At 69.7% G+C, this 26,181-nt stretch carries 26 protein-coding genes; 13 read left to right on the top strand and 13 right to left on the bottom strand.

Annotated elements, in window-relative coordinates:
• Positions 1–33: 33 nt before the first annotated feature.
• Positions 34–609: a TetR/AcrR family transcriptional regulator gene (locus ACWDMM_RS06180; RefSeq protein WP_195079042.1), complete on the bottom strand. Its 576-nt coding sequence runs from the start codon at positions 607–609 to the stop codon at positions 34–36.
• 117 nt (positions 610–726) lie between these two features.
• Between ACWDMM_RS06180 and ACWDMM_RS06185 the strand changes: the two genes are divergently transcribed.
• The 3 genes from ACWDMM_RS06185 to ACWDMM_RS06195 all read left to right on the top strand — a co-directional run bounded on the left by ACWDMM_RS06185 (position 727) and on the right by ACWDMM_RS06195 (position 3,281).
• Positions 727–1,779: a nucleoside hydrolase gene (locus tag ACWDMM_RS06185; protein WP_449936257.1), complete on the top strand. Its 1,053-nt coding sequence runs from the start codon at positions 727–729 to the stop codon at positions 1,777–1,779.
• Positions 1,776–2,660 (top strand): amidohydrolase family protein, encoded by an 885-nt coding sequence (locus ACWDMM_RS06190; protein ID WP_449936259.1) that lies wholly within the window; start codon positions 1,776–1,778, stop codon positions 2,658–2,660. Before ACWDMM_RS06185 ends, ACWDMM_RS06190 begins: the two co-directional genes overlap by 4 nt.
• 153 nt (positions 2,661–2,813) lie before the next feature.
• Positions 2,814–3,281, top strand: a complete 468-nt coding sequence (locus ACWDMM_RS06195; protein ID WP_195079039.1) for a tetratricopeptide repeat protein — start codon at positions 2,814–2,816, stop codon at positions 3,279–3,281.
• Positions 3,282–3,421: 140 nt separating this feature from the next.
• On the opposite strand, the gene meaB is transcribed toward ACWDMM_RS06195, so the two are convergent.
• From meaB to ACWDMM_RS06210, 3 genes are read right to left on the bottom strand one after another with little or no spacing between them, the layout of a single operon-like run.
• Positions 3,422–4,465, bottom strand: a complete 1,044-nt coding sequence (gene meaB / locus ACWDMM_RS06200; protein WP_449936263.1) for a methylmalonyl Co-A mutase-associated GTPase MeaB — start codon at positions 4,463–4,465, stop codon at positions 3,422–3,424.
• A complete protein-coding gene (gene scpA / locus ACWDMM_RS06205) occupies positions 4,462–6,741 on the bottom strand; it encodes a methylmalonyl-CoA mutase (RefSeq protein ID WP_195079037.1) in 2,280 nt (759 codons plus the stop codon). The genes meaB and scpA overlap by 4 nt, the downstream gene beginning before the upstream one ends.
• A complete protein-coding gene (locus tag ACWDMM_RS06210; protein WP_449936267.1) occupies positions 6,741–8,597 on the bottom strand; it encodes a methylmalonyl-CoA mutase family protein in 1,857 nt (618 codons plus the stop codon). The genes scpA and ACWDMM_RS06210 overlap by 1 nt, the downstream gene beginning before the upstream one ends.
• 180 nt (positions 8,598–8,777) lie before the next feature.
• Between ACWDMM_RS06210 and ACWDMM_RS06215 the strand changes: the two genes are divergently transcribed.
• Positions 8,778–9,464: a TVP38/TMEM64 family protein gene (locus ACWDMM_RS06215; RefSeq protein ID WP_195079035.1), complete on the top strand. Its 687-nt coding sequence runs from the start codon at positions 8,778–8,780 to the stop codon at positions 9,462–9,464.
• 6 nt (positions 9,465–9,470) lie between these two features.
• Here the strand turns inward: ACWDMM_RS06215 and ACWDMM_RS06220 are convergent, their stop codons facing one another.
• From ACWDMM_RS06220 to ACWDMM_RS06235, 4 genes are all read right to left on the bottom strand, one after another.
• Entirely contained in the window at positions 9,471–10,373 is a 903-nt protein-coding gene (locus tag ACWDMM_RS06220) for a S1C family serine protease (protein ID WP_195079419.1), read from the bottom strand.
• Positions 10,374–10,715: 342 nt separating this feature from the next.
• Complete coding sequence (locus ACWDMM_RS06225; RefSeq protein ID WP_195079034.1) at positions 10,716–11,084, bottom strand: nuclear transport factor 2 family protein; 369 nt, start codon at positions 11,082–11,084, stop codon at positions 10,716–10,718.
• A 141-nt stretch (positions 11,085–11,225) separates the two neighbouring features.
• Positions 11,226–12,155 (bottom strand): CorA family divalent cation transporter, encoded by a 930-nt coding sequence (locus ACWDMM_RS06230; protein WP_195079033.1) that lies wholly within the window; start codon positions 12,153–12,155, stop codon positions 11,226–11,228.
• 702 nt (positions 12,156–12,857) lie between these two features.
• The gene (locus ACWDMM_RS06235) at positions 12,858–13,883 is read right to left on the bottom strand and encodes a hypothetical protein (RefSeq protein WP_357103425.1); all 1,026 of its coding nucleotides are present in this window, start codon (positions 13,881–13,883) and stop codon (positions 12,858–12,860) included.
• A 114-nt stretch (positions 13,884–13,997) separates the two neighbouring features.
• Between ACWDMM_RS06235 and ACWDMM_RS06240 the strand changes: the two genes are divergently transcribed.
• The 5 genes from ACWDMM_RS06240 (at position 13,998) to ACWDMM_RS06260 (ending at position 19,671) form a co-directional block, all read left to right on the top strand.
• On the top strand, positions 13,998–14,615 hold the full coding sequence (locus ACWDMM_RS06240; protein WP_195079032.1) for a TetR/AcrR family transcriptional regulator: 618 nt from the start codon (positions 13,998–14,000) through the stop codon (positions 14,613–14,615).
• Between the two features lie 359 nt (positions 14,616–14,974).
• The gene (locus ACWDMM_RS06245) at positions 14,975–16,276 is read left to right on the top strand and encodes a condensation domain-containing protein (RefSeq protein WP_195079031.1); all 1,302 of its coding nucleotides are present in this window, start codon (positions 14,975–14,977) and stop codon (positions 16,274–16,276) included.
• A 48-nt stretch (positions 16,277–16,324) separates the two neighbouring features.
• Complete coding sequence (locus tag ACWDMM_RS06250; protein WP_195079030.1) at positions 16,325–16,774, top strand: helix-turn-helix transcriptional regulator; 450 nt, start codon at positions 16,325–16,327, stop codon at positions 16,772–16,774.
• Between the two features lie 5 nt (positions 16,775–16,779).
• Entirely contained in the window at positions 16,780–17,190 is a 411-nt protein-coding gene (locus ACWDMM_RS06255) for a VOC family protein (RefSeq protein ID WP_195079029.1), read from the top strand.
• Between the two features lie 87 nt (positions 17,191–17,277).
• On the top strand, positions 17,278–19,671 hold the full coding sequence (locus ACWDMM_RS06260) for an ATP-binding cassette domain-containing protein (protein ID WP_195079028.1): 2,394 nt from the start codon (positions 17,278–17,280) through the stop codon (positions 19,669–19,671).
• A 91-nt stretch (positions 19,672–19,762) separates the two neighbouring features.
• Here the strand turns inward: ACWDMM_RS06260 and ACWDMM_RS06265 are convergent, their stop codons facing one another.
• Genes ACWDMM_RS06265 through ACWDMM_RS06275 form a run of 3 tightly spaced genes read right to left on the bottom strand, consistent with a single transcriptional unit; the run spans position 19,763 to position 21,009 of the window.
• The gene (locus ACWDMM_RS06265) at positions 19,763–20,206 is read right to left on the bottom strand and encodes an SRPBCC family protein (protein WP_195079027.1); all 444 of its coding nucleotides are present in this window, start codon (positions 20,204–20,206) and stop codon (positions 19,763–19,765) included.
• Between the two features lie 12 nt (positions 20,207–20,218).
• Complete coding sequence (locus ACWDMM_RS06270) at positions 20,219–20,560, bottom strand: ArsR/SmtB family transcription factor (RefSeq protein WP_067810800.1); 342 nt, start codon at positions 20,558–20,560, stop codon at positions 20,219–20,221.
• Positions 20,557–21,009 carry an SRPBCC family protein gene (locus tag ACWDMM_RS06275; RefSeq protein WP_195079026.1) on the bottom strand — a complete coding sequence of 151 codons (453 nt, stop codon included), beginning with the start codon at positions 21,007–21,009 and terminating at the stop codon, positions 20,557–20,559. Before ACWDMM_RS06275 ends, ACWDMM_RS06270 begins: the two co-directional genes overlap by 4 nt.
• A 169-nt stretch (positions 21,010–21,178) precedes the next feature.
• On the opposite strand from ACWDMM_RS06275, the gene ACWDMM_RS06280 reads away from it, so the two are divergent.
• The 3 genes from ACWDMM_RS06280 (at position 21,179) to ACWDMM_RS06290 (ending at position 24,474) form a co-directional block, all read left to right on the top strand.
• Positions 21,179–22,048 (top strand): oxygenase MpaB family protein, encoded by an 870-nt coding sequence (locus tag ACWDMM_RS06280; protein ID WP_195079025.1) that lies wholly within the window; start codon positions 21,179–21,181, stop codon positions 22,046–22,048.
• A 4-nt stretch (positions 22,049–22,052) separates the two neighbouring features.
• On the top strand, positions 22,053–22,673 hold the full coding sequence (locus tag ACWDMM_RS06285; RefSeq protein ID WP_195079024.1) for a TetR/AcrR family transcriptional regulator: 621 nt from the start codon (positions 22,053–22,055) through the stop codon (positions 22,671–22,673).
• Between the two features lie 208 nt (positions 22,674–22,881).
• The gene (locus ACWDMM_RS06290) at positions 22,882–24,474 is read left to right on the top strand and encodes a bifunctional phosphatase PAP2/diacylglycerol kinase family protein (RefSeq protein ID WP_357208784.1); all 1,593 of its coding nucleotides are present in this window, start codon (positions 22,882–22,884) and stop codon (positions 24,472–24,474) included.
• 11 nt (positions 24,475–24,485) lie between these two features.
• Here ACWDMM_RS06290 and ACWDMM_RS06295 read toward each other — a convergent pair whose 3' ends face one another.
• Complete coding sequence (locus tag ACWDMM_RS06295) at positions 24,486–25,052, bottom strand: hypothetical protein (protein WP_357208786.1); 567 nt, start codon at positions 25,050–25,052, stop codon at positions 24,486–24,488.
• 133 nt (positions 25,053–25,185) lie between these two features.
• Between ACWDMM_RS06295 and ACWDMM_RS06300 the strand changes: the two genes are divergently transcribed.
• Positions 25,186–25,728 carry a YaeQ family protein gene (locus ACWDMM_RS06300; RefSeq protein ID WP_449936281.1) on the top strand — a complete coding sequence of 181 codons (543 nt, stop codon included), beginning with the start codon at positions 25,186–25,188 and terminating at the stop codon, positions 25,726–25,728.
• Between the two features lie 39 nt (positions 25,729–25,767).
• Here the strand turns inward: ACWDMM_RS06300 and ACWDMM_RS06305 are convergent, their stop codons facing one another.
• Complete coding sequence (locus tag ACWDMM_RS06305; RefSeq protein WP_357103444.1) at positions 25,768–26,151, bottom strand: hypothetical protein; 384 nt, start codon at positions 26,149–26,151, stop codon at positions 25,768–25,770.
• Positions 26,152–26,181: the final 30 nt, after the last annotated feature.

Consider the following 26,181-nt stretch of genomic DNA (forward strand, 5'->3'; position numbering starts at 1 on the left):
GGCGCCGCGGGGATTCCGTCGTCGAACGGGCCGCTAGCCCTCGCCCCCGGTCAGTGCGGCGACCGCCTGTGCCAGGCGGTCGCCGTCCGGGAGGTTCGCTTCCGGCGCGATGGTCCGCAGCACGCCGAGCCCTTGGACGAGCACGAAATACAGCTCGGCGATCGCCTCGGCCTGGTCCTCGCTCAGCCGCGGGTGCGCCTGCCTGAGCGCGTCCGCGATGTCCCGGTAGGCCCCCGGCAGGCTCTGCGCGAAGAACTTCTGCAACTGCGGCGAGCGGGCGACGCGGACCAGGTTCTCCATGCTCGCCAGCATGCTGTCGTGGTTCTCGGCGAACACCGCGGGCATGCCGTTCCACAGCGCGGCGAACGCCGCCAGCGGCGCGGCGCCGCCGCCCTCGCGAATCTTCCGCTCCATGCTGTCACCGATCGCGGTGCCGAGCGAGTCGGTCAGCGCCTCGGTGATCAACTGGTCCTTGGAGCCGAAGTGGTAGCCGATCGCCGCCAGGCTCACCCCGGCCGCCGAGGCGATGTCGCGGGCGGTCGCCTTGGCGACGCCCCGCTCGATGATGACTTTCCGTGCTCCCGCCAGCAGATCCTCGCGATTTCCCATGTACCGAGGCTACAACGTCTTAGACATACGTACTAGACGTATGTCCTATCACCTGCGATCACCGAGCTATCGACACCTCGGCGTCACACCGGCGCCCCCGCTCGCTAGTCTCGTGCCGTGCGGCAGAAGATCCTCCTGGACGTCGACACCGGCATCGACGACTCGCTCGCGCTGCTGTACCTGCTCGGCTCCCCCGAGGCCGAGATCACCGGGATCGCCGCCACCGCGGGCAACGTCGCGGCGGCGCAGGTGGCGGCGAACAATCTGGCCTGGCTGGACGTCTGTCACGCGCCGGACATCGAGGTCGCGCTCGGCGCGGCCGAACCGCTCGCGATCCCGCTGCGCACCACCGAGGACACGCACGGACCCCAGGGCATCGGCTACGCCGAACTTCCCCCGTCGCCTCGCCGCCTTTCGCCGCGATCGGCCGCGCGGATGTGGGCGGATCTGGTGCGCGCGCATCCCGGCGAGATCGTCGGCCTGTGCACCGGGCCGCTGACCAACCTCGCGCTCGCCTTGCGGATCGAACCCGAGCTGCCGCTGTTGCTGAACCGCCTGGTGATCATGGGCGGCGCGTTCAACCACCCGGGCAACACGACACCGACCAACGAGTGGAACGTGCACGTCGACCCGGAGGCCGCCAAGGAGGTCTTCGACGCCTTCGCCGCGGCCCCCGCCCAACGTCGGCCGATCGTGTGCGCGCTCGACATCACCGAGACCATCGAGATGCGGCCCGAGCATCTGGTCCGCCTCGCCGAACGCGCGAAGAGCTACCCGGTGGAGGTCGTCTCCCCTGCCGATCCGCCCGAGGCCCGTTCATCGGCGAGCAATCCGATCGTCCGGTACGTCACCGATGCCGTGCGGTTCTACTTCGACTTCCACCACGGCTACGACTTGGGCTACCTGGCCCATATGCACGATCCGTTCGCGGCCGCGGTGGCGCTGGACCCGGCGCTGGCCCGCACCCGCCCGGCGACGGTGGACGTCGAACTGGCGGGCACCATCACTCGCGCGACCACGGTCGCCGACTGGACGGGCATGTGGGGCCGGGAGCCCAACGCCGATATCGTGATCGGCACCGACCAGGAGCTGTTCTTCGAGCGACTGATCGCGCGGGTCGGCGACCTCGCGTGCACGGTGCATCCGCCCGCGACGCAGGAGGTCCGATGAGCGACGCCGACGAGACGACGTACCTGTCCGGATTCCGCGACCGGCTCGGGCTGCCCGGGATCATCGATGTCCATACGCATTTCATGCCGGACCAGGTCCTGCGGAAGGTGTGGGCGTACTTCGACTCGGCGGGCCCGCTGATCGGCCGCACCTGGCCGATCACCTATCGCGCCGACGAGCAGGTTCGCTTGAAGACGCTGCGGGACTTCGGGGTTCGCGCGTTCACCGCTCTCGTGTATCCCCACAAGCCGGACATGGCCGCGTGGTTGAACGAATGGACCGCCGATTTCGCGGCGCGCACCCCCGATTGCCTGCACACCGCCACGTTCTTTCCCGAACCGCGGGCGGCGAGCTACGTACGGGAGGCCGTCGAGCGCGGCGCCCGCGTCTTCAAAGCACACGTCCAAGTCGGCGGCTACCATCCGGGCGATCCGCTGCTGGACCCGGTGTGGGGCCTGCTGGAGGACGCGCGCGTCCCGATCGTCATCCATTGCGGTTCCGGCCCCGCACCGGGAACGCACACCGGGCCGGAACCGATCGCCGGCGTGCTGCGGCGTTTTCCGCGCCTGCGCCTGATCGTCGCGCACATGGGCACGCCGGAGTACTCCGAATTCCTCGATCTGGCCGAGACGTACGCCGACGTGCGGCTGGACACCACGATGGTGTGGACCGATTTCTCCGAGGCCGATTCTCCGTTCCCGGTGCACGAGCACGCCAGGCTGCGCGCCTTCGCCGACCGCATCCTGTTCGGTAGCGACTTCCCCAACATCCCGCATTCCTATGGTCATTCGATCGAGGCGCTCGAACGGCTCGATCTGGGTGACGACTGGTTGCGGCGGGTCTGTCACCACAACGGGGCGGCGCTGTTCGGCCTCGCATAGCCGGTTTCGACCGGCTCGGGTTGCCACACCTGGGTAGCCGAAATCGGATCATCGCTGCTAGGTTGACCGTATTTACTTGGAGGCCAACGCTATCCGGCCGCAAAGCTGCGATACGGCCGCTGTCGCAAGATGGTGCAGGGAAGGAAGCCTCGAATGATCACGGATCCGACGCTCATCCGGATCGGTCAGGCCGTGCAGCTCAGCCACAGCGGCGAGCGGGAGGCCGCTCGTCGCCAGTTCGCCGAGATCTGGGACGAGATCGGCGGCGAGGAAGGGGACCCCCTGCAGCGTTGCACGCTCGCGCACGCGATGGCCGACGTGCAAGACGACGTGCACGAGGAGCTGATCTGGGACCAGCGAGCGCTGGCGGCCGCCGACCTCATCACCGATGCGCGGGTCGCACAAGCGGGGGTGTCGCTTCCGGTGGCCGGCCTGCGTCCCTCGCTTCACCTCAATCTGAGTGAGTGCTATCGCAAGTTGGGCGATCTCGATCGTGCTCGTGAGCACCTCCAGCGTGCGCGGGAGACGATCGGCGCGCTCGGCGACGACGAGTACGGACAGCTGATCAGGGACGGACTGGAGCAGGTGGCCGAACAGCTGCGCCGAGCCGGCATCGGATGACCGCAGAGGCGAACACCACGACCGCGGGAATGTGTGTTCGAATATCGGCGTGATTCGAAGTCGATCCTGGTCGTCGTCCAGCTACTGGCCTGCCGGCCGCTGACCGTCGTCGCGGCGCGCCGGATCGGCGTCCTGGCGGGTCAGCGGCCGTCGAAGGCGTTCAGCAGTTCCTCGGCCGCGAGCGCGGCGGTGAGGGTGCCGTCGCGGACCTGCTTTTCCACTTGCGCGCGAATGGCTTTCACCTGCGGGTTGTCCGCGAGCCTTCGCAGCAGCTGGTCGTGCACCATGGTCCAGGTCCAGTCCACTTGCTGGCGGCGACGCTTCTCGTCGAACTCCCCGGCGTCGGTGAGCACGCGGCGATGTTCCAGCACCGTGTCCCAGAACCGGTCCAGGCCGATGCCTTCCAATCCGCTCATGGTGAGCACCGGAGGCCGCCACAGCGCGTCGTGCGGGTGGATCAGGCGCAGCGCGCCCGCCAGTTCCCGGGCCGCGGATCTGGCCTCGACCTCGTGCTTGCCGTCGGCCTTGTTCACCGCGACCAGGTCGGCGAGTTCGAGCACGCCCTTCTTGATGCCTTGCAGCTGATCGCCGGTCCTGGCCAGGGTCAGGAAGCAGAACACGTCGACCATGTTCGCGACGGTGACCTCCGACTGGCCCACCCCGACGGTCTCCACCAGGATCACGTCGTAACCCGCCGCCTCGAGCAGCACGATGGTCTCGCGCGTCGCCTTCGCGACGCCGCCCAGCGTGCCGGCCGTCGGGGAAGGCCGGATGTAGGCGTCGCGCTGCACCGACAGCCGCGCCATCCTGGTCTTGTCACCGAGGATGGAGCCGCCGGTCCTGGTCGAGGACGGATCGACCGCGAGCACCGCGACCCGGTGCCCCCGCTCGATCAGGTACATGCCGAGCGCGTCGATGAAGGTCGACTTGCCGACGCCGGGAACGCCGGTGATGCCGACGCGGTTGGACGGCGCGCCGCCCGCGCCCGCCTCGGGCGAAACCTTCAGCAGCAGCTGCTGCGCCAGCGCCCGGTGATCGGCCCTGGTGGATTCCACCAAGGTGATCGCCCGCGCCAAGGCGGCCCGCTCGTTGGCGCGGACCGCGGCGGCGAGGGCGTCGACGTCGATCGCCCGGCGCGCGGGCCCGGTCGGGGTGTCGCGCGCCGGGGAACCCGCTTCGCTCATTCCGTCGCGGCGGAATCCGCGGCGCCGCTGCCGAGTTCGTGACCGAGTTCGGCGCCGAGCTTCTTCAGCAGGTCGATCGCCGCGTCCGCGATCACCGTGCCGGGCGGGAAGATCGCCGCCGCGCCCGCCTGGTAGAGCTCGTCGAAGTCACCGGGCGGGATGACGCCGCCGACGATGACCATGATGTCGGGGCGCCCGACATCGGCCAGCGCCTGCCGCAGGGCGGGCACCAGCGTGAGGTGGCCGGCCGCCAGCGACGACACACCGACGACGTGCACGTCGTTGTCGGCCGCCTGCTGCGCCACCTCTTCCGGGGTCTGGAACAGCGGGCCCACGTCGACGTCGAAGCCGAGGTCGGCGAAGGCCGTGGCGATCACCTTCTGGCCTCGGTCGTGGCCGTCCTGCCCCATCTTCGCGACGAGGATGCGCGGCCTGCGGCCCTCGGCCTCGGCGAATTCCTCGACCAGCTCGCTCGCCTTGGTGATGTTGGTGACCTTCCCTGCCTCGTCGCGGTACACCCCGGAAAGCGTACGGATTTCGGCCTGGTGGCGGCCGTACACCTGCTCCAGCGCATCGGAGATCTCCCCGACGGTGGCCTTGGCCCGCGCGGCGTCGATGGCCAGCGCGAGCAGGTTGTTGGCCATGCCGCCCTCGGAAGAGGCCGCGGCGCGGGTCAATTCGGCCAGCGCCCGCCGCACCGCGTCGGGATCGCGCTCGGCGCGCAGGCGCCGCAGCTTCTCGATCTGCTCGGCGCGCACCCGCGAGTTCTCGACCTTGAGGACCTCGACCTGCTGGTCCTCTTCGACCTGGTACTTGTTGACGCCGATCACCGGCTGCTGGCCGGTGTCGATGCGCGCCTGGGTACGCGCGGCGGCTTCCTCGATGCGCAGCTTCGGGATGCCCTCGCCGATCGCCTGCGCCATGCCGCCGTGCGCCTCGACCTCCGCGATGTGCGCGCGGGCGCGGTTGGCCAGCTGGTGGGTCAGCCACTCGACGTAGTACGAGCCGCCCCACGGGTCGATCGGGCGGGTGGTGTTGGACTCCTGCTGGATCAGCAGCTGGGTGTTGCGGGCGATGCGGGCGGAGAAGTCCGTGGGCAGCGCCAGCGCCTCGTCGAGCGCGTTGGTGTGCAGCGACTGGGTGTGGCCCTGGGTGGCGGCCATCGCCTCGATGCAGGTGCGCGCGACGTTGTTGTAGGCGTCCTGCGCGGTGAGCGACCAGCCGGAGGTCTGCGAATGGGTGCGCAGCGACAGCGATTTCGTGTTCTTCGGGTCGAACTTCGCCACCAGCTCGCTCCACAGCAGGCGCCCGGCGCGCAGCTTCGCGACCTCCATGAAGAAGTTCATGCCGATGGCCCAGAAGAACGACAGCCGCGGCGCGAACTTGTCGACCTCCATGCCCGCGTCGATGCCCGCCCGGATGTACTCGACGCCGTCGGCGAGGGTGTAGGCCAGCTCCAGGTCGGCGGTCGCGCCGGCCTCTTGGATGTGGTAGCCGGAGATGGAGATCGAGTTGAACTTCGGCATCTTCGCGCTGGTGTAGGCGAAGATGTCGGAGATGATCCGCATCGATGGCTTCGGCGGGTAGATGTAGGTGTTGCGGACCATGAACTCCTTCAGAATGTCGTTCTGAATGGTTCCGGCCAGCTGCTCGGGCGCGACGCCCTGCTCCTCGGCGGCCACGACGTACAGCGCGAGGATCGGCAGCACCGCGCCGTTCATCGTCATCGAGACGCTGACCTGGTCCAGCGGGATGTGGTCGAACAGCTGGCGCATGTCCAGGATCGAGTCGATGGCGACGCCCGCCATGCCGACGTCACCTTGCACCCGCGGATGATCGGAGTCGTAGCCGCGGTGCGTGGCCAGGTCGAACGCGACCGACAGACCCTTCTGGCCCGCCTGCAGGTTGCGCCGGTAGAAGGCGTTGGAGTCCGCGGCGGTGGAGAAACCCGCGTACTGGCGGATGGTCCACGGCTGGTTGACGTACATGGTGGGGTACGGCCCGCGCACGAACGGCGCGACGCCGGGCACGCTGTCGAGCGGATACCCCTCGGCCGCGATCGCGTCCCGGTCGGCCTTGGTGAACACCGGCGGCACGTCGATGCCTTCGGGGGTCGACCACACCAGTTGCTCGGGGGCGTACCGGTTGGCCGCGGCGGCGGCGCGCACGTACTCCGTCACCTGCGCGGCGTCGACCGCGGCGGGCTCCGGTGCGCCCTCGGCCAGCGGCACGTCGGCGAAACTGCCGATCACGTGCTTGATCTCACGAGTAGTCATCAGGCTCCCACCTTCTCCAGCAGGCCGGACAGCGCGGCGACGGCGTCGATGCGCGCGGCGAGGAATCCGTCCGGGCGCTGCGCGTCGTCCAGGCCTGCGACGGCCTTCGCCGCACCGGCCAGCAGCACGGTGGGCACGCCGGCGGCACGCAGTTGCTCCACCGCCGCACCGGCTTCGGATTCGTAGCGCTTGTCCGAGCCGCACAGCACCGCGATCGGCGCTCCCGCTTCGGTGGCCGCCGCGGCGATCGCCTCCACCGTGAGCGGCCCTGGATTGATCGACTCGATGCCGCCCGAAGCCAGCAGATTCGCGATGAAGGTGACCCGCACGTTGTGCTCGGCCACCGAACCGAGCGGCACCAGCAGCGCTTTCGGCCGCGCGCCGTGTTCGGCGAGGTAGGCGTCGGAACGGTTGCGCAACTGCTCGAACGCCGCGCCGTAGCGAGCGACCCGGCCGGCCTGCCGCGCCGCCTCCGACAGCGGCTGCTCGGCCAGATTCGGGAACTCGTTCACACCGGTGACAGCGGTCTTGCGGTGCGCGACGTCGGTGTCGCGCGCGGCCTTCGTCTCGGCGACGCGCTCGGCGAGCAGACCGGAATCCAGCGCGGCGAGGTAGCCGCCCGCCGCCTCGATCTCCTGGAGGAACCCCCATGCCTTCGCCGCCAGCGCGGCGGTGAGGTCTTCGACGTACCAGGATCCCGCGCCGGGGTCGGCCACGTGGCCGAGGTGCGATTCCTCGAGCAGCAGCAGCTGGGTGTTGCGGGCCATGCGGTCGGCGAACGCCTGCGAGACGCCGAGCTCACCGGGCGGCAACGCGACGTCGAACGGCAGCACGGTCACCGTGTCGGCGCCGCCGATGCCGGCTCCGAACGCGGCGAGGGTGGTGCGCAGCATGTTCACCCACGGATCGCGCTGACTCATCATGGCGGCCGAGGTGACCGCGTGCTGCGGTGCGCCGCCGAAATCCGGTGCGCCGCAGACCTGGGCGACCCGCGCCCAGAGTTGCCTCGCGGCGCGGAACTTCGCGATGGTGGCGAACTGGTCGTCGGTGGCCGCGAACCGGAACTCGAGTTGTCCCAGCGCGTCGGCGATGTCCAGGCTCTCCGTCATCGACCGCAGGTAGGCCAGGCCCGCGGCGACGGCCGCGCCGAGCTCCTGCGCGTCGGAGGCGCCCGCGTCGTGGAAGACGGTGCCGTCCACGGTGATCGCGCGTACCGTTTCCTTGCGCCGGGCCGCTTGTCCGGCCAGCGTGGCGGCCTCGGCGAGACCGATGTCGGCGAGACCGGCGAAGCGGCTGGTCAGCGGCGCGGCGCCGAGCGAGACCCGGATGTCCTCGCGCGCGGGCGCGGTGTAGCCGTCCAGCGCGGTGAACACCTGCGCCGCCGCGGCGGCGACCTCGTCGCCCGCGTCCAGTGTCAGCGGGGCGAGTTCGAAGAGCAGGCCGCGCAACGCGGTCGGCAGATCCGCCACCGGCACGCCGCGCTCGCCCGCGCCGAGCCAGATCGCGCTGATCCCGTTCTCCAGTCCGGCCAGGATCTCGCGGTTGGCCGCCGCGGCGTCGCGCTGGGCGAACCGCGCGCTGACGAACCAGCCCCGGTGCACGTCGCGGGTGGCGTCCCGGCCGCGGACGAAGGGGAAGGCGCCCGGCAGGGGCAGCTCCGGCAGTTCATCCCGCCGGGTGTAGAGCGGCGCGACGGTGAGCCCGTCGTAGGTCGTCTCGTCGAGCAGTCGCTCGGGCTCCTCGGGAAGTTCGCTCACCTCGACACGGCGAGCCTTCGCCAGCACCCCGGCAACGCCCTTGCGCCATGCGCCGTATTCGGGCACCGGGTCGGCCCCGGCATCAGAAGCAATCGGCATAGCTTGCTGTTCCTCTTCCTCACCACGGGCGCACCGCCAGTGCGCGCCCGAACCCTCACATTCGCCCAGCTCAGCGACTACTTCGGTTAACGGGCATTCGTCCCGCTTCCACTGATGCTAGCGGCAGTGTTCCCGGCCGGTTGATCCTGCCCGCCACTACCAACCGGTAACCTGTCGGCCGTGACGAGGCTGATCCGTGACCCGCGTATCGTCGCGCTGATCACCGGCGCGGTGGCGCTGTTCGGCGCCGCGCTGCTGGTCCCCCTGCCGTCGCCGCGTCAGGTGCAGGACTGGGCGACGTCCGTCGGGCCGGTCTTCCCGTTGCTGTTCTTCCTGGTCCACGCGCTGGTGACGGTGGCGCCGATCCCGCGCACCGTGTTCACCGTCAGCGCGGGACTGCTGTTCGGGCCGCTGCTGGGCATCGCGCTGGCGGTGGGCGCGACGACCGTCAGCGCGGCCCTGGCGATCCTGCTCATTCGCGCGCTCGACCGCAATCAGGTCGCGGCCCGGCTCACCCATCCCGCGGTGCGCGCGATCGATGAACGTCTCGCCCGGCGGGGGTGGCTGGCGGTCGGCTCGCTGCGGCTCATCGCGGCCGTGCCGTTCTCGGTGATCAACTACTGCTGCGGCTTGTCCTCGATCCGCTTCTGGCCGTATCTGATCGCCACGGTGCTGGGTGTGCTGCCCGGCACGATCGGCACCGTCATCCTCGGCGACGCGCTCACCGGAAGCACCCATCCGGCGATGCTCGCACTGTCCGGCGTCTGCCTCGCGGTGGGGCTGGTGGGCTTGCTCGTCGACGCGCGCTGGAAGCCGCAGGCCCCCGCCGCGGTCGACACCGCCGCGCCCGTCCCCGCTGCCGATTAGGTCCGCTCAGTCCGCCACCAATTCCACCGGGACGGCGATCACGTCCACCATGGCCCCGTTGCGCAGCACGGTGACGGGCAGTTGCACACCGATCGCCTCGGCGAACAGCTGCCGCTGAATGCCCTGGGCGTCGCGCACCTGCGACCGGGCCACGCTCAGCACCAGATCACCGCGGCGCAGCCCGGCTTCCTCGGCGGGGCCGCCACGGACCACCTCCATGATGCGCACCCCGGCGGCCTGCCCGGTGCGCTCGGCGACCGGCTCCGGCAGCGGCGCGGGCACGCCGACCAGACCGAGGTACGCGCGCCGGACCCGCCCCTCGGTGTGCAGTGTGCGGATGATCCGGCGGGTCGTCGCGTTGATCGGGATGGCAAGGCCGAGCCCGATGCCCGCGACCGCCGTGTTGACGCCGACCACCCGGCCGGCCGAATCCGACAGCGCGCCACCGGAGTTACCGGGGTTGAGCGCGGCGTCGGTCTGGATCACGTCCTCGATCACCCGCCCGGCACGGCGCGATGCCACCGGAACCGCGCGTCCGAGCGCGCTCACCACGCCCGCGGTCACCGAGCCCGCCAGGCCGAGCGGATTCCCGACCGCCACCACCAGCTGGCCGACCACCAACCGGTCGGCATCCCCCAGGGGCACCGCGCCGGGCGCGCCGCCGCGGGCGCGCAGCACCGCCAGATCCGACAGCGGATCGATCCCGACGACGTGGAACCGGGACTCCACCCCGTCGGCGAAGACCACCTCTCCCTCGCGGGCCGCGCCGACGACGTGCGCGTTCGTCAACAGGAATCCGTCGTCGGTGAAGACCACCGCCGACCCGCTCCCCCGCCTGGTCCGCACGCTGGCCACGTGCGGCGTCACCGAGGCCGCCACGGCGATCACCGTGCGGGAGTAGGCATCCATCGCGGCGTTGTCCACGCCGACCACCACCCTGTATGCCGGAATTGCACTACCGGGTCCAGGATGCCCCCGGGCGGCGGACGACGCACCGTGTTCGCCACAGGCGCAACCGGACCACGGGTGAGCCGGGCGTGTCACTGGGCGGCGGATCGCAGGCGGCGATTCGCGAATTCCGGGCTTCGCGCCGAACCCGCCGGAACCGGTCTCGGGACACGTATCCGCCGGGACGGCGGGCGCGAACCTGCCACCGGCGAGCCGCTGCACACCGCATGCCGATCCGGTGTGCCGAGTTTCCGCAGCCCCGCGGACTCGAAGGGAACCGCCGCCAGGCGCGGGTCTGCGCGCCTACGCCGTCGGCACCCGGTCGAGAAAACCGTGCACGCTCGTGATCCGGCCGTCGGCTCCCAGGGTGATCACGTCCGAGCCTGCGACCGGGGCGCTGCCGTCGGCCGCGGAGACCAGTTCCCAGGAGAAACGGGCGATGTCGTGGTGGCCGTCGACCGCGCCGAGGCGGCGGAACTCGAAGCCGGGGAACTGCGCTTGCACGCCACCGATGGCCGCCGCCAACTGGGCGTGCCCGCTGACCTCCGCGAGGGGATCGGTGTAGCTTCCGTCCTCGGCCCAGGCCGCCGCCACCGCCGCGGCCCTGGCGTCCTCGTCGGTGGCGTTCCACGCGGCGAAGTACCGATCGACCGCTTCCTCGTAGCGTGTCATGATGAATCCTCCTGTGCGGTAAAGGTTTTCCTCAGGCGTACCGGTCTTCCGATCGGCTGTCTCCAACCTTGCCTCGCTAGGAGCGCAGAGTCGATTACGCGCGAGGTAATGATCGACGGACACCCGCGATCGCCTGGCGACTCAGCGCAGCAAGCCCTTTCGGTTCAGGTAGGCCAGGGGAATCAGCGCGGCCACCAGGGTCAGCAGCGTGGTGAGCAGAAGTCCGGTCTGCCAGGACAACTCGGCGATCAGATCCACGCCATAGCAGGTGGCGATCAGCGCGGGCGGCAGGAAGACCGCGGCGACGGCGAACCTCTTGACGATCTCGTTCTGTTGGGCATCCAGCCAGGCCAGCGCCGATTGCTGCTGATAGCGGGCCTTGTCGTACTCGATGCTCGCCTGCTGCCCCACCCCGTCGATGTCCGCGAGCAGAACGCCGATGGCATCGTTCAGCTCGCCGCGGCCGGACGGACCGTCCGCCCGCAGGTGGCGCGCGGCGCGAGCCAGTTGCAGCTGCGTAAGCCGAGTGCGCGCGACGATGCGCTCGGTGGCGTTCATCCGCGCCAGCGTGCCGCGCACGTCGGTGATCGCGAGATCGCTGCGGTTGTGGCCGGAGATCGCCCGCTCGATCTCGGCGTGCGTCGCCTCCAGCGCGGCGCCGGCATGGTGGAGCACCCGCTCGGACGCCTCGTTCAGCGCCCACAGCAGCGCGTACATCACGCCGTGCGCGGAGCCGGCGAGTTCCGGGTTGCGGCGCATCTTCGCCACCGCCTTGTCGAAGGGGACGAAATGCTCCGACGGCTGCAGCGTCACCAGGAACTCCCCGCCGAGGGCGAAGACGATCGTGGCCCGTTCGACGGCCTCGCCGCGCTGGTAGTCGGCGACCACGGGGAGATAGAGGAAGTTGTCGGTCTCCCACACTTGGTCGCGGGCGGCGGTGAAGTCTATGCCGAGCCGTTCCCGGAGCACAGCCGCCGTGTCGGCGTCGTCGGCGGCCAGCGGAATCCAATGCTGCTGGAGCACTTCGGTATCGAAGTGATCGGCGGTCACAGCGCTGAGAAAGGTCGTCATCGCCTACCGCTGCCCGGAAGAGGATCGGATCGGCCAGTAGCCGGTCGGCTCGCGGTCCGGCCCTGGTGGGCGAGGCGATGATTCGGCTTTCTCTGGCAATGTGGCCATAGCGGGGGCTCCAATACATACTGTCGTGCGGGGCTGGCGCACCCTTCCGGGGCAGAGGGCGCGCGCACAGGGGGCGAGCAGCGTCGAAATGAACGTCGCGCCGCGGCGAAGGACTACGTGTGTCGGCCGAACCCGGACCTGCCGTCCGTACGCGTCGTAACACAAGGGTGGCGTTCGCGCCGCATCGGCCGACCGGGGCACCGTTGCCCGCTCGCCGATCGCGGACACGGATCAACGACGCGGCGGCGCGACCCGTTTCTCGAGGGCGGCGCGGTTGTCGATGTCGATACTGTCATCCGGCATCTGCCGCTCACCTCGCTTCGTCGATCGACCGGCGCACGAATTGCGCCATCCATCATTAGAAACCCGCCGATCGGGGTACGTCAATCGATGGCGCAAGTGTTCGACAGCGCGCCATCCGGCGGAAATCTCGGGGCACGAAAACGCCGGACGACAGCGCGCGACAGCAATTTTCGGAACCGATGCGGGCGAAGGAGCGGGCCGCATCCATACCGCCATCCGATCAGCGGTGGCAACCCGCGACGGCGAGCAGGCCGAGTGGCGGCGCGGAAGGGGCCGCCACTCGCCGGGCTCTCAGTGACTCCGGTAGTAGTCGGCGAGTGCGCCGAACGCGGCCTTGGGCTCCCAGGGAACGCCGGGGTAGGTCTCGCCGTCACGGTCTTCGAGCACTTTGACCACGCCGTAGCCGGCCAGGTCCAGGTCGTCGCGCGGGTCGCCGTCGGGGCGGTGGACATGGTCGTAGAGCGCGAGGACGAACACGAACGCGCTGTCGACGCCCTCGGCGTCGAAGATCTCCAGTAGCTCGCGCAGATACCGCCCCTGCCCGTCCTCGTCGCGGGCGTAGTCGCCGTTCAACCGGACCGGCCCACGGATGTCGTCGTACTCGACGATCTCCAGCCCCCGCGCTCCGAGATCACCGGCGCCCGCGAAGGTCGCCGCGCCGAACTCGGTGATCGCCAGCGGCTTTCCCTGCGCGACGAGTGCGCGAACGCCTTCGCCGAACCGGCCTGCGGTCTCGGCCGTCCGGTACAGGTCCACCGACACGATGTCGAACGGCGTCCAGTCGACGCGTTCGAGCGGGATGGACGCGTAGGTGATCGGGCCGCCGAAGCGTGCGCGAACGACCGACACGGCCTCGCCCAGGAAGTCGTTCACCCGCGCACCGACTGCGGCGACCAGCTCGCCGAGATCATCGGGCTCGGCGGTCAGCAGCCGGACGCGCTCTTCGACGGTGTCGCCCGGGAAGAACCCCTTGTGCATCAAGCTCAGTTCGGCGCCGGTCACGAACACGACCTCGGCGCCACGCGCGCGGATCCGCTCCGCCCGCTCGGCGCAGTCGGCGAACAGGGTAAGCATGTCGGCCACGCTCGACTCGAGAGGGTACGGCGAGAACCATACTTCGAGACCGAGATCGGCGGCGCACGCGGCAGCGATCTCCAGTCGTTCGGGATCGCCGCCGATGATCCTGACCGCGTTGCAGTGCAGCTCGTCGCGAATCAACCGCAGCTCGCGTGCCACGATCTCGCGGTCGAATCGGACGCGGGAGGACCGTCCGTCGCGGACGAAACCGGTCTCATAGCTGATGCCCTTGGCGCGCATGGCAGCCGTCCTTTCCTCAAAGTAGGGTACGAACCGTACCCTAAATCGCGCGGGGCATCCCGGCGAGCCCGCAGTCGGCAAGTACGATCGGCACCTATTGCGAAAGGGGTCACGGTGGAGGATGCGGCGCGGCGGCCTGGCGCCGGACAGACGCGCAGGCGCGGACCAGCCCTCGAAGAGGCGATCCTGCGGGCCGCGGCGGACGAACTGCTGGAATCCGGGTACGCCGCGCTGACCATGGACAAGGTCGCGGCACGAGCCGGAACCAACAAGAACGCCATCTACCGGCGCTGGCCCAACCGCCTGACGCTCGGCATCGCCGCCTACGGGCAGCTGGCCACGGCGATGCGGCCGCCCGACACCGGAAACCTGCGCGAGGACGCGCTCGAGCTGCTGCGCCGCGTCAACCGCCATTGGAGCTCGCCGTCGGGCGCGATCCTGCGCGAACTCATCGCGGCGGCCGGCGGCGCCGCGGAGCTGCTGGCACAGCTTCCCGGCCAGTCCGGCGACGCGACCGCGGCCCCTTGGCTCACTATCCTCGGCCGCGCGATCGCACGCGGCGAAGCCGCTCCGGAAGCACTGCATCCGAGGGTGGCGACCGTGGCTCTCGTCCTGCTCCGCAACGAGTTCGTCGTCCGCGGCGCGCCCACCGCTCCCGACGACGTCCTCGTGGAAATCGTGGACGAGGTCTACCTGCCGCTCGTGCGCCGTCGCGGCCCGGACGCGGGCTGACCACCACCCGGGCCGCCCACCCGTTGCCGAAGTGGTCGCCCGTTCAGCTCAAGTGGAGGCGATTCGTCCGGTTCGCTGCGCCGGACACCGCCGCCGCCGCTCGCGCACAGCTCGGGGCCGGATTCTCATTCGCGCAGGTAACGAACCGGCGGGTACCGTTCGCGGCGCATCACACGACCGCGCGCACCGAACCCGCCAGTAGGGTTGACCACGGCGTTGCCAGCCCGGATGCTCGTGGTTGGCCGAAACAGCTCGAAACCGGATATTCGAACGATCTTCATCGTCGTAGCGCCGAGTTGTGGCGGCGACGACACCGATGCGGACCCGCACCGGTGTCCGGTACTCGAGGGGAGATTCGCGTGACCCACCGCCTGACCGATATCGATTGCGTGAGTGCCCGTGGGCACTCCGCGCTAGGGGGAACCCTGGCGATACAGGCGGTCTGGCGTTACGACCGTCCCGTCGATCTCGCGGCGCTGGAACATTTCCACGAGGCATTGCGGCACGGCAGACTGGGCCGAGCGGTCGCGCCCGCGACGATCCCCGCCGCCGGGGACCGGTGGACCACCCGAGTCGAATTCAGCCCGCTCGAGGTCGCGGACGAGCCCATTGCCGCAGGCGATCTGGAGGCCTGGATCGCCGAACAGGGGCACGCGGAGTTGCGCACGTTCGGCGGCCCCGCGTGGCGTTTGGCGGCGACCCGCATCGACAATGGGGAAAGCGCGGTGTCGCTGCTGGTTTCGCACACGCTTGCGGACGGCTCCGCATTCTGCGCGGCGGTGACCGACGCCGTCGCGGACAAACGGCTCGACCTGTCCTACCGCACCGACGAGTTCGGCCGGATGCGCCTGCTGGCCGCCGACCTTCGCGACGCCGCGCGGCGGGCCCGCTCGTTCCCGTCGGCAGCCGGTCTGGCGCTGCGGTTGGCCGTCACCGGCCGCGGCGGGGCCGGGCCCTCCGAGGACGAGGCGCGCTTCCGGCTTCCCACCGTCACCGCGACGGTCCCGGCGCAGCTCTGGCACGCGGCGGCACGGGCAAGAGGCGGAACCGGCACCACCTTGGCGGTGGCGATGATGACCGCCATCGCCACGCGGCTCGGCCGCACCGACGAGGCGGGCCGGGTTCGCATGATGATGCCGGTCAGCACCCGCACCGCCGACGACCTCAGGGCGAACGCGCTGACCTCGATCGCCTTCGAAGTGGACGTGCGCGACGGCGCACCGGCCGACCTCGCCGCACTGCGCGCGGTGATGAAGGAAAAGCTCACCGCGGCCGCCGCCGGCGGACAGGACGTGCCGCCGCTGGTTCCGGTCGCGGTGGCGCTGCCGCGCGGACGCTACGCCCACCTGGCGCGGCAGGCCGCCACCGACCCCATCTCCACGGTGTGCTCCAGCCTCGGCAAGCTCGACCCCGAGATTCTGCGCATCGACGGCCGCCCGGCCTCGGCGATGATGCTCGGCTTGGTCAATCAGAGCCTGAACTCGCCCCGCGTCGTGACCGAGCGCGGCGGCAACCTGTACGTCGCGCTGGTCGAGGCCGCCGACCAGATCGCGCTGCGCGTCATGGGGTACCACCCGCCCGCCTTGCTCGACGCCGGGCAGCTCAGCGAACTGGTGCGGACCGCGCTCGCCGAGCACGAGCTCACGGCGACCTTCTGGTAGCACCCCGATGCGGCCCGCTTGTCACCGCCATGTGGCACGATCGCGTTCGTGACCAGCAGACCCGCCGCCACACAGCACCTGCGGGACCTCGCGCGGCTGCGCCGCGTCCGCGACCGCATCGATCGGGAGTACGCGCGGCCGCTGGACGTGGAGGCGCTCGCGCGCGACGCGCACATGTCGGCCGGGCACCTCAGCCGCCAGTTCCGGCTCGCCTACGGCGAGTCGCCGTACTCCTACCTGATGACCCGCCGCATCGAACGCGCGATGTCGCTGCTGCGCCGTGGCGACCTCAGCGTCACCGAGGTGTGCTTCGCGGTCGGCTGCTCGTCGCTGGGCACCTTCAGCACCCGTTTCACCGAGCTGGTCGGCGTGCCGCCGAGCGTCTACCGGCGCGAGGCGGGGCGCGCCACCGCGGGCATACCGTCCTGCGTGGCGAAACAGGTGACCAGACCGATCAGGAATCGAGAAGCGCCGGTTACCGAGCCGCAATTAGCCTGACTGCCATGGACATCACCATTCACGCGAGCTTCCTGCCGCACGACGACGCGGAGGCGGCCCTCGCCTTCTACCGCGACATTCTGGGTTTCGAGGTCCGCAACGACGTCGGATACGAAGGTATGCGGTGGCTCACCGTGGGCCCCGTCGGTCAGCCCGAGACGTCCATCGTTCTGCACCCGCCGGGCGCCGATCCCGGCATCACCGAGGACGAGCGTCGCACCATCACCGAGATGATGGCCAAGGGCACCTACGGCGGCATCCTGCTGGCAACCAAGGATCTGGACGGCGCCTTCGAACGGCTGGCGGCCAGTGACGCGGAGATCGTCCAGGAGCCGACCGAGCAGCCCTACGGCGTGCGCGACTGCGCCGTGCGTGATCCGGCCGGCAACCTGATCCGCATCCAGCAACTGCGCTGACCCGCCCGAAGCGAACTGGTTGAATCGAGCCCGGCGACGCCGAGGGAGACCGCCGCGGCGGCCCCCGCCAGAACAGATGGAGACACGATGAGCACGGCCACGACGACGGACACGCAGGCGCCCGCGCCGCACGCCGCCGACAGCCACGATCTGATCCGCGTGCACGGTGCGCGCGAGAACAACCTCAAGGATGTCAGCATCGAGATCCCGAAGCGAAGGCTGACGGTGTTCACCGGCGTCTCCGGCTCGGGCAAGAGCTCGCTGGTGTTCAGCACGATCGCCGCGGAGTCGCAGCGGCTGATCAACGAAACCTACAGCGCGTTCGTCCAGGGCTTCATGCCGACGCTGGCCCGGCCCGACGTCGACGTGCTCGAGGGACTGACCACCGCGATCATCGTCGATCAGCAACGTATGGGTTCCGACCCGCGCTCCACGGTCGGCACCGCCACCGACGCCAACGCCATGCTGCGCATCCTGTTCAGCAGGCTCGGGAAGCCGCACATCGGCTCGCCGCAGGCGTTCTCCTTCAACGTCGCCTCGATCAGCGGTGCGGGCGCGGTCACCACCGAGCGCGCCGGAAGGACCGTGAAGGAGCGTCGCAGCTTCAGCGTCACCGGCGGGATGTGCCCGCGCTGCGAGGGCAGGGGTTCGGTGTCCGACATCGACCTCACCCAGCTCTACGACGATTCCAAGTCGCTGGCCGAAGGCGCGTTCACCATCCCGGGCTGGAAGTCCGACAGCTTCTGGACGGTGCGGGTGTACGCGGAGTCGGGGTTCATCGACCCGAACAAGCCGATCCGCAAGTACACCAAGAAGGAGATGCAGGACTTCCTCTACAAAGAGCCCACCAAGGTGAAGGTCGAGGGCGTCAACCTCACCTACGAGGGCTTGATCCCCAAGATCCAGAAGTCCTTCCTGTCCAAGGACCGGGAGGCGATGCAACCGCACATCCGGGCGTTCGTGGACCGGGCGGTCACCTTCGCCACCTGTCCCGAGTGCGACGGCACCCGGCTCACCGAGGCGGCTCGCTCGTCGAAGATCGACGGGATCAGCATCGCCGACGCCTGCGCGATGCAGATCAGCGACTTGGCCGAATGGGTCGGCGGGCTGAACGAGCCGTCGGTGGCGCCGCTGCTGGCCGCGCTGCGCCACACGCTCGACTCGTTCGTCGAGATCGGGCTCGGTTACCTTTCGCTGGACCGGCCCTCCGGCACCCTCTCGGGCGGAGAGGCCCAGCGCACCAAGATGATTCGTCATCTCGGCTCCTCGCTCACCGACGTCACCTACGTCTTCGACGAGCCGACCATCGGCCTGCACCCCCATGACATCCAGCGGATGAACGACCTGCTGCTGCGGCTTCGGGACAAAGGCAACACCGTGCTCGTCGTGGAGCACAAACCCGAGGCGATCGTGATCGCCGACCATGTCGTCGACCTCGGTCCAGGGGCTGGCACGGCGGGCGGCACCGTCTGCTTCGAGGGCAGCGTCGATGGCCTGCGCGCGAGCGGCACCGTCACCGGCCGCCATTTCGACGACCGGGCCACGCTCAAGGCCACCGTACGGGAGCCCAAGGGCAAGCTGGAGATCCGCGGCGCGACAGCGAACAATCTGCGCGACGTCGATGTGGACATTCCGCTGGGTGTGCTCGTCGCCATCACCGGCGTTGCGGGCTCGGGCAAGAGCTCGCTGGTGCACGGATCCATCCCCGCGAGCGAAGGCGTGGTTGCGGTGGACCAGACGCCCATCCGCGGCTCGCGGCGCAGCAATCCGGCGACCTACACCGGGCTGCTCGAGCCGATCCGCAAGGCGTTCGCGAAGGCCAACGGCGTCAAGCCCGCGCTGTTCAGCGCGAATTCCGAAGGCGCGTGCCCCACCTGCAACGGCGCGGGCGTCGTCTACACCGACCTGGGCATGATGGCGGGCGTCGCCACCACCTGTGAGGAGTGCGAGGGCAAGCGGTACCAGGCGTCGGTGCTGGAATACCACCTCGGTGGCCGTGACATCAGCGAAGTGCTCGCGATGTCGGTGCTCGAGGCCGAGGAGTTCTTCGACACCGAGGCGGCGCGCACCCCGGCCGCACACGCCATCCTGCGCAGGCTCGCCGACGTCGGGCTGGGCTACCTCAGCCTCGGCCAGCCGCTCACAACGCTGTCCGGCGGCGAGCGGCAACGGCTCAAGCTGGCCACGCACATGGCCGACAAGGGCGGGGTCTACGTCCTCGACGAGCCGACCACCGGCCTGCACCTCGCCGATGTCGAGCAGTTGCTGGGCCTGCTCGACCGGCTCGTCGACTCCGGCAAGTCGGTCATCGTCATCGAGCACCACCAAGCGGTCATGGCGCACGCGGACTGGATCATCGACCTCGGGCCCGGGGCCGGACACGACGGCGGCCGGGTCGTCTTCGAGGGCACTCCCGCCGATCTCGTCGCCGCCCGCTCCACCCTCACCGGCGAACATCTCGCGGCCTACGTCGGCGCCTGAACGGCGCGCGGGAGCGGGTGGCCTGCGCGCCGGAACGCGGGACCTTTCCTCCGGCCGCGCGTCCGAGAACGAGCGGCCGGAGGGCAGCGGGTCAATTCCAGCTGTCGATCTTGACGTCGTCGGGATCCGGCGCGCCTTTGCCGGTTTCGATCAGCGACTTCAGGCTCAGCAGGAAGACCGCCCATTTGGTGCTGCAGTGGTGCATGAAGTCCACCGGTTCCCGCCAGCCTCGGTGCGTGAAGAGGACGGAGGTGTAATCGCCCTCCTGATCGAGACTCCAGTCCACCTGGGTGCCGATCCATTCCTCGGGTCCGCCGACCACCTCCCACAGCACGCGCTTCGCCGGGTCGAGTTCACGCACCCGCATGTCGAATCCACCCGCCGCGAAGCGGAATTCGAGCAGGCCGCCGACATCGCCGCCGTTTCCCTCGGTATCGGTCGTCCACCACCCGGACAGTCCCTCGGTGGTGGTCAAGGCGGCGTAGACCTCGTCCACCGGCGCCTCGATGCCGACTTTGTGCAGGATGTCCACCATGTTCGATTCCTTTCACTGTTGATCTTGTTTGCGCTGAATCGCCTCCGCGATGCGCTTGATCCGCCGGAGCCTGGCGTCCCACGCCGCCCCCACCGAGGACAGCTGGGCCACGGCGCGAGCGAGTTGGGCCTCGTCCACCCGGTACCGCCGCTCGCGCCCGGCGGGCGTCGCGTGCACCAAGCCGACCCGGTCGAGCACGCCGAGATGTTTCGCGACCGCCTGCCGGGTCACCGGCAGGCGCTCGCTGAGGCTGGTCGCCGTGCCATCCCCCTCCGCGAGCAGCAGGTCGAGCATCCGCCTGCGCGTCGGATCCCCGATGGCCGACCACAGGTCGTCGTCGACGGCGGCGGTCACGGCGTCGACACCAGCCGCGCGATGTACTCCCCGAGCCGGGGCACGAAGGTGTCCCACCCGGTGGTGTGGTCGCGGTAGAGCTCCTCGAGCTTCGCGGCTTCCCAGCCCATCTCCCGGAAACCGGTCTCGGTGAGCCGAATCCTGGTACCAGCACCGGACGGCGTGAGCTCGAACGTCACCAGCAGCGAACCGGCGGGGTCGTCGACCACTCCGCCCGGATGGCACCAGCGGAACGAGAACACCCGGGGCGGCTCGGCGCGCTCCACTTTGATCGGCGCGACCTGGGCCCGGTCACCCCAGACGAGTTCGCCGACGGCGCCGGGAGCCGCGCTGAACTCGGCGTCGTCGCTCCACCACTGCGAGATGTGCTCCGGGCTGCTGACCACCTCGAAGACCACCTCGGGCGAGGCGTCGACGTGTATCTCCCGTTCGATGCTGCCGTACTCCATCATCGCGACCTCCAATATGCAACGTTTGGTTGCATATGACGCTAGTCGACGGCCAGTCATCACGCAACTATTGGTTGCATATCCTCGCGAGCTCCAACCAAGTCCTCCTTGTCTGCGACACATGCGACATTTATAGTTTTTTCGTCGCACCACGAAAGAGGGGTCGAGGATGACCGCACATCTTGAAGCCGTGCCGGACGAGGCCACGCAGGAGGACCCGCGGCTCGGACCGGGCACGCTGCTCTGGCGCTACCTCGGTGACCTGCGACTGTTCCTGGTCGCCGCGCCGTACGGCATGTTGGAGCTGATGCATCCCGCGGTGGGAGCCGGCGTCACCGAACACTCCGACTTCTTCGGCGATCCCTGGGACCGGGTCCTGCGCTCGATACCCGAGATCATCGGCACCGTCTACGACCCCGTCGAACGCGGCACCGGTGCCCGGGTCCGCGACTACCACCGCGACATCCGCGGCACCGATGCGCACGGGGACCGGTACCACGCCCTCAATCCCGAGACCTACTACTGGACCCACGCCACGATGGTGCAGGCGGTCATCGACATCGCCGACGTGTTCGGCGACGGACTGACCGGCGCCGAACGCGAGCAGCTGTACCAGCAGAGCAAAACCTGGTTCCGGCGATACGGCGTCAGCGACCGGCCGATGCCCCCCGATTACGCCGGCTTCCAGCGGTACTTCGACGACATCTGCCGTGACGTGCTGGAAGCCACCGAGTCGGCGCGCTGGCTGACCGATCGGCTCCGGTTCACCAGCGACATGCGGCTGCCGTATCTGCCGCAACCGGTCGAACGGCTGCTGCGGCCGGTGATCATGTCCGAGTACCGGGTGATCACCGCCGCCATGCTGCCCGAGCCGGCCCGCGACAAACTCGGCCTGCGCTACAACCGGGCCGATCAGGCCCACTTCCGCGCCGTCGCGACGCTGATCCGCAACGCATGGCCTTTGATTCCGGAACCCCTGCGCTACCACCCCCGGGCGCGCGCGGGCATGCGGCACGCCCGGGCGGTCGGGCAGGATTAGGTCCATGCGCAGTGCCCGGCAGACGAACGCCGCCTTCGATGTCGACCGGCTCGCGGCAGGCATCGAAGGCGACCCGCAGGCCACCCGGATCATCGACGCGGCCCTGGCGGAGTTCCGCGACCACGGCATCGACCGGGTCCGCATGGAGCACATCGCCCGCCGCGCCTGCCTGCACCGCGCCACCGTCTACCGGGCCTTTCCCAGCAAGGACCTGCTCGTCACCACGGCCTTGACCGTGTGGCTGCGGCGCGTCCTGTCCGGGATCACCACGGCCGTAGCCGACCACACCGACGTACGCGACCGCGCGGCAGAGGGCTTCGCGATCGCACTGCGCACGCTGCGCACGGATCCGCTCACCAACCGCATCCTGCTCGCCGACGAAGGCGGCCAGCCCTTCGTCATCACCTACGGCGCGACGCTCCTCGCCGCCGCGCGCGCGTTCTTCGCCGAACAACTCCGCCGCGCCGACGACATCGGCGACATCGATCCCGACGCGTCCGCCGAGATCGCCGCGCGCCTGTCCCTCACCCTCCTGCTCATTCCGGACAGCTACTTCTCGCTCGATACCGACGAAGAAGCCCGCGCCTTCGCCCGTCACCACCTCATCCCCACCGCCATTCGCTAGCGGCGACCGCGTCCGTACCGGCCTCGACCGCTTCCGACTTCCCGGCAGGTGGCATTCGGATCACGAGAGCACCGTTAGAACACGGGCTTTCGGGGCAAGTCTCCACCTTGTGACCGTCCTGCCGCGCCAGAGCCTTGCCGTCCCCGCCGGAACGCACCGCGCCTTCGTGTTTCGAGACGCCGGGGTGGTGATCGGTAATGTCGGACACGTGAGTAGCTGGGTGCGCCGGAAGTTCCACGGCATCGGACGAATCGATCGAGCGATCGGCGGAGCGGTCGCCGAACTGCCCGCCTCGGCGGTCGACCACGGTTTGCTGCGGCTCACCAGCAGTGCGAATTTCAGCGGACTGTGGCTGACCATGGCGACATTGCTCGCCACACGCCAAGGCGCGCCGCGGCGGGCCGCGCTGCGCGGTGTCGTCTCCGTCGCCGGAGCGAGTCTCGTCGTGAACGTCGGCCTCAAGTCGCTGATCGCGCGGCGCAGGCCCGCCGCCGAACTCTTGCCGGTGCACCGGCGACTCGTCCCGACCCCGAGGTCCTCCTCGTTCCCCTCGGGCCACAGCGCCTGCGCCGCGGCATTCGCCACCGCCGTCGCACTCGAAAGCCCGCGTACCGCACTGGTTGTCGCCCCGTTGGCCGCCACCGTCGCCTACTCGCGGGTGCACACCGGCGTGCACTGGAGCTCCGACGTGCTCGTCGGTGCGGCCGTGGGTTCCGGTGTCGCCCTGGCCACGCGTCGCTGGTGGCCCGTGCGCGAATCCGATGAGGCGCAGGCCCGTCCGGTCCGCGAAGTGCCCGTGCTGGTGGAGGGCAAAGGCCTTGTGGTCATGGTGAATCCGATGTCCGGCGACCCGAATTACGATCCGACCGACGACGTCGTCGACGCCCTGCCCGCCGCCACCGTGCTGCGCACGCGACCCGATCTGGACTGCGCGCAGCAACTCGAGCAGGCCATCGCCGAGCACGGTGAACCGGTGCTCGCGGTCGGCGTCGCCGGTGGTGACGGCACGGTGGCCGCGGTGGCCGCGGTCGCGTTGCGCCACGAGCTGCCGCTGGTCGTGATCCCCACCGGCACGCTCAACCACTTCGCCCGGGATCTGGGCGTCTACGACCTGCGCGAGGTGATCGATGCGACCGGCGCGGGCGAGGCGGTGGCGGTGGACATCGCCGCCGTCGAATGCGAGGACGACACCGGCTCCCGCACCCGGCACCTGATCAACACCGCCAGCCTCGGCGCCTATCCGGACCTGGTGCAGCTGCGCGAGAAGTGGCAGTCGCGCTGGGGCAAGTGGCCCGCCTTCGCCGCCGCGCTCGTGGTCACCCTGCGCCGGGCCGAGCCGATCGAGATCTGCCTGGACGGGCAGTGGCGGCGAGTCTGGTTCCTGTTCGTCGGCAACGGTCCCTACCACCCGCACGGCGCGGTGCCCGCCTTCCGCGACCGGCTCGACGCCGGGCTGCTCGACATCCGCTGGCTGCGCGCCGACCTGCGCTGGTCGCGCACCCGCGCCGTGCTGGCGCTGCTGCTGGCGGCGATCGGCCACAGCAAGGTCTACGGTGAACGCCAGTTGCCGGAACTGCTGGTGCAGGTACCCACGCCGCAAGCGCTGGCGACCGATGGTGAGGTGGTCGGCACAGCCACCCGGCTGCACTTCGCCATCGCCGGACAGCTCGCGGCCTACCGCCGGGACGAATCCAATCCGCTCTGGGCCGACCGCAGCCGTCCGCACCACCGCCGGGCGCCCTGGCTGCGCGACGTCTTCCGAACCGGGCGGCCGTTCCAGCGGCGAGCGGGCGAGGACTGAGCGAACGCGCGTTACTTCATCGAGCGCAGCAACCCGAGGTCCGGCTCCAGCGCGCCGTCCTGCCCCAGCGCCAGGAAGTCCGCCTCGACCGCATCGCGCGCCAGCGCCCCGGACCGCACCGCGTGGTAACGCACGACCGACCAGAGGAAGACATCCAGGTCGTCGAAGCGGGTGCCACCCTCGACCACTTCCTCCTCGTGGAACCAGAGCGCGACCTGCCCGTTGGTGAGCACGACGTACAGGTTGCCGCCGCCGTCCGCGCCGATCGAGTAGACGTCGTCGTCGGTGAGCTCGGTTTCGTAGTCGGAATCCCTTATACCGCAATCATTTCCGGCGAAGTCGAAACCATAGGACCAATCGTGGATGTCCAGGAACTGCGGCATCCGCCCGGACCGCACCCTGCGGTCGAACGCAGCCAGCGCCGCCGCGGACGCGGGCGCCAGGCGCTGGAGAAAGGGCGCCACCGGCCGGGTCTGCTCCGGCACGACGACCGGCGGGCGATCGGCGAACCATCTCGCCAGCTCGGCGTCCAAGTCACGTTCGACGTATCCGGCCAGGTCGGCACGAGTAAGTGTCATCGCCGGATCCTACGGCCCCGCAATGGCATTCGCTGAACGCCGAGAACCAGCCCGTTGCGTGCGCCGGACCACCCGGCACCGAAGGAAGCTCGACCCCGGCCGACGCCTCCGTCGGCACTAAGCTCCTGCAGCTATGGCACTCAGCGCGACACTGCATACCTTCGCCGTCCAGTTGGCCGACGTCGATCGAGGCGTCTACCAGGAGCTGGAGTTGCGGGTGGCGCGGCATCCGTCCGAATCCGCGGAGTTCATGCTGACCCGGGTGCTCGCCTACTGCCTCGAATACGAGGAGGGCATCGCCTTCAGCGACGGTGGCGTCTCCGCGACCGACGAGCCCGCCGTGCTGGTGCGCGACCTCACCGGACGCCTGACCGCCTGGATCGAGATCGGCGCACCCGACGCGGAGCGGGTGCACCGAGGCAGCAAACTCGCCGACCGCGTCGCCGTCTATACCCACCGCGACCCGGCCAAGGTACTGGCGCAACTCACCGGCAAGCGCGTGCACCGCGCCGAAGCGATACCGCTGTACAGCTTCGATCGTGAATTCATCGATGCCGCCGTCGCCGCGACCGAACGCCGCAACGCCGTGACCGTATCCGTCACCGAGCGTCTGCTGTACCTCGACCTCAACGGCACCGCGCTGAGCGCACCGATCCACGAGCACCGGCTCACGTAGGTTTCGATCCGTTCGTTGGCGAAGGACGGATCCGACCGGTCATCGGATCCGGCTTTCGCACTCTTCGAATTCGGCTCCCGTCGCGAAGCAGTCGTACAGCCCGCTCTGCACGTCGCCGCTGGTGGGAGGCTCGCCGCACAGGAGACCGCAGCGCTGATAGTTCGGAACGGCGCTGCCGTCGGGCCGGTGGCAGGTATCGCTGTCACAGGTGTAGTCGCGGGTGTGGGGATCGCGAGGGATCGGGCCTCGGCTGTAAGACCACACGAACGCGTCGGTGTTCTGCACCTGTGTGCAGTAAACCGTCCGGCCGTCGGCGAGGTGGCCCACCGCGCCGTGCTCCTGGCAGTAGTCGTTCAATGCGACCGTCGAGCTCGCCGACCCGCTCCCGGGCGACAACGGTGCGGCAGCCGATGTCGCGAACATCGCGGCCAGAAGCGTCCCCGCCCCCACACA

This window comes from Nocardia sp. NPDC003726 (assembly GCF_053586955.1).